The organism is Pseudoroseomonas ludipueritiae (assembly GCF_014490445.1).
Classification (GTDB): Bacteria; Pseudomonadota; Alphaproteobacteria; order Acetobacterales; family Acetobacteraceae; genus Pseudoroseomonas; species Pseudoroseomonas ludipueritiae.
On sequence record NZ_JACTUZ010000188.1, the window covers coordinates 1 to 7,675 of the forward strand.

General features: G+C 71.3%; 5 protein-coding genes and 1 pseudogene. 4 read left to right on the plus strand and 2 right to left on the minus strand.

Going from position 1 to position 7,675, the window contains the following annotated elements; genetic code table 11:
* Positions 1–1,534: DNA mismatch repair protein MutS (gene mutS / locus IBL25_RS23075; RefSeq protein ID WP_187780834.1), on the plus strand; the 1,534-nt coding region annotated here is incomplete at its 5' end.
* A gap of 424 nt (positions 1,535–1,958) precedes the next feature.
* Entirely contained in the window at positions 1,959–4,769 is a 2,811-nt protein-coding gene (locus tag IBL25_RS23080; protein WP_187780835.1) for a [protein-PII] uridylyltransferase, read from the plus strand.
* Between the two features lie 274 nt (positions 4,770–5,043).
* Here IBL25_RS23080 and IBL25_RS23085 read toward each other — a convergent pair whose 3' ends face one another.
* Both IBL25_RS23085 and trxA read right to left on the minus strand, forming a co-directional pair.
* On the minus strand, positions 5,044–6,237 hold the full coding sequence (locus IBL25_RS23085) for a PQQ-dependent sugar dehydrogenase (RefSeq protein WP_187780836.1): 1,194 nt from the start codon (positions 6,235–6,237) through the stop codon (positions 5,044–5,046).
* An 8-nt stretch (positions 6,238–6,245) separates the two neighbouring features.
* Positions 6,246–6,578 carry a thioredoxin TrxA gene (trxA, locus tag IBL25_RS23090; protein ID WP_120640628.1) on the minus strand — a complete coding sequence of 111 codons (333 nt, stop codon included), beginning with the start codon at positions 6,576–6,578 and terminating at the stop codon, positions 6,246–6,248.
* A 164-nt stretch (positions 6,579–6,742) separates the two neighbouring features.
* Between trxA and rpe the strand changes: the two genes are divergently transcribed.
* The gene (rpe, locus tag IBL25_RS23095) at positions 6,743–7,414 is read left to right on the plus strand and encodes a ribulose-phosphate 3-epimerase (RefSeq protein ID WP_239418943.1); all 672 of its coding nucleotides are present in this window, start codon (positions 6,743–6,745) and stop codon (positions 7,412–7,414) included.
* Positions 7,414–7,675: pseudogene (locus tag IBL25_RS23100) on the plus strand (heparinase II/III family protein); the annotation flags it as partial. The gene rpe and the pseudogene IBL25_RS23100, both read left to right, overlap by 1 nt.

Consider the following 7,675-nt stretch of genomic DNA (forward strand, 5'->3'; position numbering starts at 1 on the left):
CCTCGCCGCCCTGCGGGACGGGCTGGCGCGGGCCGAGGCCATGGCCAATTTCCTGCACGGCCGCCCGCTGCCGCCGCTGCTGGAGGATGCCGCCGCCGCCCTGGTGCCCGAGGCCTCCCCCCGCGCCGAGCTGGACCGGGCGCTGGCGGAAAACCTGCCCGCCCGCATCGAGGACGGCGGCGTGGTCGCCCCCGGCTATGACGGGGAGCTGGATGCCCTGCGCCGGCTGCGCGACGACGGCCGCGCCGCCATCGCCGCCATGCAGATGGACCTGGCCCAGGCCTGGGGCGTGGCCAGCCTGAAGATCCGCCACCACCAGCAATTCGGCTATCTGGCGGAGATGCCCGCCGCCGCCGGCGAGAAGCTGCTGCGCGCCCCGCCCGCGCCCGGCCCCATGGCGCCCGTGCACCGCCAGACCATGGCGAACGCCATCCGCTTCACCTGCGCGGCGCTGGCGGAACTGGACCGCAAGCTGGCCGAGGCCGGGCAGCAGGCCGCGAAGCGCGAGGCCCTGGTGGTGCGCCACCTGCGCGACCTGTGTTTGCGCGCCGCCTTCGGCATCGATGCCAGCGCCCAGGCCATGGCGGAATTCGACATCCACGCCGCCGCCGCCGAACTCGCCGCTGGCCAGCGCTGGTGCCGCCCCGAGCTGGTGGACCGCCCCGACTTCTGCATCACCCAGGGCCGCCACCCGGTGGTGGAGGCCGCGCTGGCCCGGGACCCGCTGAAGGGCGCCGCCTTCGTGCCCAACGACGCCGACCTCTCCCCCGGCCGCCGGCTTTGTCTGCTGACCGGGCCCAACATGGCCGGCAAGTCCACCTTCCTGCGGCAGAACGCCATCATGGCCGTGCTGGCCCAGGCCGGAATGTTTGTGCCGGCGGAGAGCGCCCGCATCGGGCTGGTGGACCGGCTCTTCTCCCGCGTTGGCGCGGCCGACGACATCGCCGGCGGCCGTTCCACCTTCATGGTGGAGATGACCGAGACCGCCGCCATCCTGAACCAGGCCACCGCCCGCAGCTTGGTGGTGCTGGACGAGGTCGGGCGCGGCACCGCCACCTGGGATGGCCTCGCCATCGGCTGGGCGGTGCTGGAGGCGCTGCACGACCGCATCCGCTGCCGCGCCATCTTCGCCACCCACTTCCATGAACTGACGGCGCTGACAGGCAAGCTGCCGGAACTGGCGCCGGCCACCATGAAGGTGCGGGAACACCGCGGCGAGGTGGTCTTCCTGCACCTTGTCGCCCCCGGTGCCTCCGAACGCTCCTGGGGCCTGCATGTCGCCAAGCTGGCCGGCGTGCCGCGCGAGGTGGTGACGCGCGCCACCGCCGTGCTGGCGGCGCTGGAGGAACGGGCGAGGGGCCTGGACCCCCTGGCCGGGGAAATGCCCCTCTTCGCCCGCGCCGCGCCCCCGCCGGCCCCGGAGCCGGAAGGGCCGGATCCGCTGCGGGCGGCGCTGGAGGAGATCGACCCCGATACGCTGACACCCCGCGCGGCGCTGGAAGCGGTCTACCGGCTGAAGTCGCTGCTGCGCTGAGGGCGCGGCCAGGGGGCGCCGCCCCCTGGACCCCCGCTGGGGTGACAGTGTCACCCCAGGCCCCGCCATTCCTGTGCTTCTGGCGCGGTGGTCGCGCCGGAGGTCCATGACCTCCGGCGACTGCGGGTTCAGCCCGCGTGGCCTTTGATTGTCCATGGCCAGGGGCTTGGCGCCGCGCCGCGTCCTTCAGCCCGGTTCCAAAACCCGCAGCGGGGTCTGGGGTGGACTTTCCACCCCGGCGGGGAGGCCTGGAGGGGCGGCGCCCCTCCAGCCCCAGCCTCCGCGTCTTGATACAATGCTGGCGCCCCACCCCATGCCGTGGTTGATTGTCGCCGCGCGGCTGCTTTTCGTTTGATGCAGAACATGACACCTATTCGCATCATGAGCGCTGTTGCCGCGGCGCAGCACGGGATATCATCCCAGGATGATCAGCAGCGGCGACATGCCTGACGCCATCGCTCCGTCTTCTCCACCGGCCCTCGGCAACGCGCGGCCCCTGCCGGACCTCGTGCTCGACCTGGTGCCACGGCCCGGCGCGCCTGTGCCACGGGATGTGGCGCTCACGCTGCTCAGGCGGCAGCTTGGCCGCATCCAGTCCCGGGTGCAGGAAGCTTTCGAGGCCCATGCGCTCTCCGGCCTCGCCGCCGCGCGGGCGCTGGCGGAGCTGACGGATGGGCTGATCTCCGCCATCCATGCCTATACCCTGGCCCAGGTGGCGCCGGAGCATGCGATGGCCGGGCAGGCGGAGCCCGCCCGTTCCTTTGCCGCGAGTTCCGAGCCGCCTTTCGCCCTGGCCGCCACCGGCGGCTACGGCCGCGGCGTGCTGGGGCCGTTTTCCGATATCGACCTGCTCTTCCTTTCCGACAGCCCGCTGGGGCCGCGCGGGCGGCGGGCGGTGGAGTTCATGCTCTACCTGCTCTGGGACCTCGGGCTGAAGGTGGGGCATGCCACCCGCTCCATCCGCGAATGCCTGGAGGATGCGCGCGCCGACGCCACCATCCAGACCGCGCTGCTGGACAGCCGCTTCCTGGCCGGGGAGCGCGAGGTCTTCGAACGTTTCGATATCGCCTATCGCCAGGCGCGGCAGGACTGGGGGCTGGGGCAGTTCCTGCAGTCCAAGCGCGCCGAGCGCACCAACCGCCACAAGCGCTATGGCGACAGCCCCTATCTGGTGGAGCCCCATATCAAGGAAGGCCGGGGCGGGCTGCGCGATATCCAGACCATGTATTGGCTGGCGCGCTACGCTTTCGGCGTGCAGCGCATGCCCGAGCTGGTGGGCCCCGAGAGCCCCGGCGGCGGCTTGCTGACGGAGCGCGAGGCCCGCGCCTTCAAGCGCGCCTGGGACTTCCTCTGGACCGTCCGCTTCCACCTGCATTACGTGACCGGCCGTGCCGAGGAGCGCCTGACCTTCGACCTGCAGCCCGTGGTGGGCGCCCGCATGGGCTATACCCGCCATGGCAAGCAGGATGGGGTGGAGCGCTTCATGAAGCACCTCTTCCTCACTGCCCGCGACGTGGTGCGCCTTTCCCACCTGCTGGAGCCTGCGATCGAGCGCGCCGCGCTCGGCGCCCCCGCCGTGCAGAAGGCGGAGGAGCCGGTGCTGACCGCCGCCGGCATCGCCATGGCGGATGGCAAGCTGCTCTTCGCGCCCGACAAGGACGTGGCGGCCGACCCGGCCGTGATGCTGCGCCTGGTGCGCGCGGCGCGGAACCGGGGGCTGGAGCTGCATCCGCTGGCCCAGCGCGCGCTGATCCGCAACGCCTCCCGCGCCCAGGCGCTGCGGGACGACCCCGATGCCGCCGCCATCTTCCTGGACCTGCTGCAGGGCAAGGACAGCCACCGCTGGATGCGGGTGCTGAACGAGGTCGGCTTCCTCTCCCGCTACATCCCGGACTGGGCCCGCATCGTCGGCCTGATGCAGTTCGACACCTACCATGTCTTCACGGTGGAGGAGCACACGATCGAGGCGATCGGCGTGCTCAACCAGCTGGAGCGGCAGGAGCTGGAGGAGGCCGTGCCGGTCGCCTCCGAGCTGATCGGGCAGCTCCAGTCCCACCGCGCGCTCTATGTCGCGACGCTGCTGCACGACATCGCCAAGGGCCGGGGCGGCGACCATTCCGAACTCGGCGCGGGCCTGGCGCTGGAAATCTGCCCGCGCCTCGGCCTGACGCAGGAGGAGACGGAAACCGTCTCCTGGCTGGTGCTGAACCACCTGCTGGTCAGCCAGACCGCCTTCAAGCGCGACATCGACGACCCCAAGACCATCCTCGACATCGCCGAGGTGGTGCAGTCGCCGGAGCGGCTGCGCCTGCTGCTGGTGCTGACGGTCGCCGATATGCGCGCGGTCGGCCCCAAGGTCTGGAACGGCTGGAAGGCCACCCTGCTGCGCGAGCTGTACTGGCGCGTGGCGGAAGTGCTGGCTGGCGGCCTCTCGGTGCCGGAGCGGGACGTGCGCGTCTCCCGCGCCCGCCAGGCGGCCGCCGCCATGATGGCGGACCAGCCGCCGGAAGCGGTGGAGCAGTTCCTCAACCTCGGCTACCCCGGCTACTGGCTCTCCTTCGACCCCGAGACCCATGCCCGCCATGCCGCGCTGATCCGGGATGCCGAGGCACGCGGCGCGCCGCTCACCGTCTCCACCCGCGTGCTGGAAAGCCGGGCGGTGACGGAGGTGACGGTCTATTGCACCGACCACCCGGGCCTGTTTTCCCGCATCGCCGGCGCGCTGGCGGTGGCTGGCGCCTCCATCGTGGATGCGCGCATCCACACCATGACCAACGGAAGGGCGCTGGATACCTTCTGGGTGCAGGATGCCCAGGGCGGCGCCTTCGATGCCCCGCACAAGCTGGCCCGGCTTTCCGTGCTGATCGAGCAGGCCCTCTCCGGCGCCATCGACCTGGAGCAGGAGATCCTGAAGGTGCGGCGGGAACCGGCGCGGCTGCGCGCGGTGCAGGTGCCGGGGCGCGTGGTGATCGACAACCACGCCAGCAATACCCACACCGTCATCGAGCTGAACGGGCGCGACCGGCCCGGCCTGCTGCATGACATGACGGCGGCGATCAGCGAGCAGGGGCTGCAGATCGCCTCGGCCCATATCACCACCTATGGCGTGCGGGCCGTGGATGTCTTCTACGTGAAGGATGTCTTCGGGCTGAAGATCGAGAACGAGCGCAAGCTGGCCTCGCTGCGCATCGCGCTGTTGGCGGCGCTGGTCTCGCATCCGGCGGAGCCGGCCTGAGGAAGAGGGTAGCCGGGGCCAAAGAGGGCTCCGCCCTCTCTGGACACTCCCGCCGGACCCCACTGGCAGTTTTCAGATGGGGCTGAAGGGCGCGGCGCTGCGCCAGCATTGAAAGCTGAAAAAAGCCACGTGGGCCGAGGCCGCGATCGCCGGAGGCCACGGGCCTCCGGCGGAACCACCGTGCCACGAGTCAAAAACAGATGGCGGGGTCTGGGGTGACACTGTCACCCCAGCGGGGTGTCCAGAGGGGCGGAGCCCCTTTGGCCTTTTCCCTTCAGCGTGCCGCCGCCGGCTCCAGCCGCAGGATGCGCCCGCGCGTCTCGTCCGTCAGGATATAGAGCAGCCCGTCCGGCCCTTGCAGCACGTGGCGGAAGCGCAGCTCGCCCCAGAGCAGCCTTTCCTCGGCGGTGACGCGGTCGCCATCCGTGGAAAGGCGCAGCAGGCCGGGGGTGCTCAGGCTGGCCATGAAGAGGCTGCCGCGCCAGTTGGGAAAGGCCGCGCCGTCGTAGAAGCCGATGCCGGAGGGGCTGACCGAGGGCACCCAGTAGCGCAGCGGCTCCTCCATATCGGGGCGGGAAGCGCCTTCGCCGATCTTGCTGCCGTCGTAGTCGGTGCCATGCGTCACCACGGGCCAGCCGTAGTTGCGGCCGGGCTTCAGCAGGTTCACCTCATCGCCGCCGCGCGCGCCGAATTCGGCTTCCCAGAGGCTGCCGGTCCGGGGGTTGCGGGCCAGCCCCTGCGGGTTGCGGTGGCCATAGGTGAAGATTTCCGGCCGCGCGCCAGCCTGGCCAATGAAGGGATTGCCGGCGGCGGGCCGGCCATCGCGCTCCAGCCGCAGCACCTTGCCGGCGAGGTCGTCCAGCCGCTGCGCGCGCATTTTGTCCACGAAGCGGTCGCCGGTGGAGAGGTAGAGCCTGCCCTCTGCATCGAAGGCGATGCGGCAGCCGTAGTGGTTGCGGCCGGTGGCCTGGGCCGGTGTGGCGTCCAGGATAGGCTGGGCGGCATCCAGGCTGGTGGCATCGGGGGAAAGGCGGGCGCGCACCAGGCGGGTGGCGGCACCCTGGCCGCCCTCGGCCGGCAGCATGGCGGCCTGGCAGAAGTAAATTTCCCGCGTGGTGGCGAAATCGGGGGCGATCTGCACGTCCAGCAGCCCGCCCTGGCCGGCGGCGACCACCTCCGGCAGGCCGCCCAGGGGCGGCGAGACGGCGCCATCGGTGCCCACCAGCCGCAGGCGGCCGGGACGCTCGGTCACCAGCAGGCGGCCGTCGGGCAGGAAGGCGGCGCCCCAGGGGCGCTCCAGCCCGCCCGCGAAGGTGGTGACGCGGAAGGGCAGGCTGGCATTGCGCACCACCTCCCCCGTGCCGGTCACGCGCTGGGCCTGGGCCGGCGGGCCAAGCAGGGCGAGGGTGGCCAGCCCCATGCCGGCCAGCGCGGCCAGGGACCAGGCGCGGAGACCGGCGGGGCGCATGGGCCGGGTTACTTCGCCAGCGCGCCGGCGATCCAGTCCTTCAACTGGCTCTTCGGCAGGGCGCCGACCTTGGTTTCCACCGGCTTGCCATCCTTGAACAGGATCATGGTGGGAATGCCGCGCACCGCGTAGTCGTTCGGCGTCACGGGGTTCTCGTCGATATTCACCTTGGCCACCGTCAGCTGGCCCTCATAGTCCTTGGCGATCTCGTCCAGGATCGGCGCCACCATGCGGCAGGGGCCGCACCATTCGGCCCAGAAATCCACCAGCACCGGGCCGGAGGCCTGCAGCACGTCGGTCTTGAAGCTGTCGTCGCTGACGGGCTTGGTCAGTTCGCTCATGTGTTTTCGTCCTTTTGCGGGCGGGCGGCGGGGCGCCGCCCCCCGCTTTGAGTTGCGTAGAAAGTCGTGTCGGCGGGCCTGCTGGTCAAGCCATCGTCATGCGGTGGCGGAAAGCCGGGGTGGCCTGCTTGTTCGGCTCTGTTGTGGGAGGCATAAACACTGGCGTGACACGCCCCCTGATCATTGCCCCATCCCTGCTCGCCGCCGATTTCGCCCGCCTGGGCGAGGAAGTCGCGGCCATCGAGGCCGCCGGCGCGGACTGGCTGCACCTCGACATCATGGACGGGCATTTCGTGCCCAATATCTCCTTCGGCCCCGCCGTGGTGAAGGCGCTGCGCAAGCATTGCGGCCTTCCCTTCGACGTGCACCTGATGATCGCGCCGGCCGACCCCTATCTCGCGGCCTTCGCGGAAGCGGGCGCGGACCTGATCTCCCTGCACCCCGAGGCCGGGCCGCATCTGCACCGCTCGCTCCAGACCATCCGGGCGCTGGGCAAGAAGGCGGGCGTGGTGCTGAACCCGGGCACGCCGGCCAGCGTCCTCGCCCCGGTGATGGACCTGCTGGACCTGGTGCTGGTGATGACGGTGAACCCCGGCTTCGGCGGCCAGTCCTTCCTGCATTCCCAGTTGCCCAAGATCGCCGAGATCCGCCGCATGATCGATGCCAGCGGCCGCGACATCCACCTGCAGATCGACGGCGGGGTGACCGCCGCGACGGCGCCGCTCTGCGTCGAGGCCGGGGCGGATACGCTGGTGGCCGGTACGGCGGTCTTCGGCAAGCCGGATTACGCCGCCGCCATCGCGGCGCTGCGCCAACCCAGCGGAATGGTTGCCTGATGTCGGATTGGCTGCGCGGTGCGCGCAAGGTTGTCGCGGGGCTCAAGCCGGTCAAGGTGCCGGAGGCGCCGGCGCGCGCCTTCCGGGACCTCTGGCCCGGCGATGCCGCGCGGGGCCAGCGCCTGCTGCGCGGCGAATGCGAGGTGCAGGGCAGCACCCGCCCCCTGATGCTGATCCAGGAAGGCGGCCAGGGCTGGTCTCCGGCCGGCGGGCCGCCGGCCTGGCGCGCCGCCGTGCATGGCTTCACCTGGCTGCGGGACC